Origin of the sequence: Sphingobacterium sp. LRF_L2 (assembly GCF_965644235.1) — a bacterium.
Taxonomy (GTDB): domain Bacteria; phylum Bacteroidota; class Bacteroidia; order Sphingobacteriales; family Sphingobacteriaceae; genus Sphingobacterium.
In genome coordinates this window covers 1-691 of the sequence record NZ_CBFFRI010000023.1, presented here as the reverse complement: position 1 = coordinate 691, position 691 = coordinate 1, and the positions used below count along the sequence as shown (strand labels likewise).

The following is a 691-nucleotide window of genomic DNA, read 5'->3' as shown; positions in this document are numbered from 1 at the left end:
AGATATTTGCAGCTTGATATTTTGTTGAGATGCACGATTCTTTTAAAGCCCTCTTACCGCTGCTGATTCCAGAAGGAGTTTCCGATTATTTCGAAATGACTCACTATTCAAAAGATGAACAACGATTGGATATCTTCTTGGAAGAGATGAATATCATTCCGCAAGAGTATAAAGCTAACAAGCTAATTTCCAAAGGATTTTTCGAGGCGATTACCCTTCAAGATTTTCCCATTCGTGGACTTCAGGTCTACTTACATGTCAAACGGCGCAGGTGGCTTAATCAGGACACGGATAAGGTTGTTTTTAGGAATTGGGAACTAGTAGCAAAAGGAACGCGTATCACCACGGATTTTGCCGCTTTTTTAAAAGGCATCAGCGGATAATCAAGCCCACAGCATCCAGACCATAAGTTCTTTTTACGGGATATCAGCCAGCAAACTAAGAAGATACTACAGAAATAAGCTTAGTGGCTTTCAGCAATGGGAACATCGTGAAAATGCAACAGAGGGTCTGATCTTTCCCTGTAATATCGGTGCTCGAGTCTCCATAGATGAAACCTGTCTTTCTCATGGTGAACTCTATACGGTAGTAACCAACAAGGACGCTCATGGTAAAAAAGGCACCATAGTAGCTATCATGCAGGGCACTAAATCAGAAACCATCATTCCCTTACTATCCCGGATACCACTTA

1 protein-coding gene is annotated in these 691 nt (G+C 41.5%); it reads left to right on the top strand.

The genetic code is table 11. The features are described from left to right. The first annotated feature begins 29 nt into the window (after positions 1-29). Complete coding sequence (locus ACSZOX_RS22380) at positions 30-383, top strand: ISAon1 family transposase N-terminal region protein (protein WP_437922469.1); 354 nt, start codon at positions 30-32, stop codon at positions 381-383. Positions 384-691 lie beyond the last annotated feature (308 nt).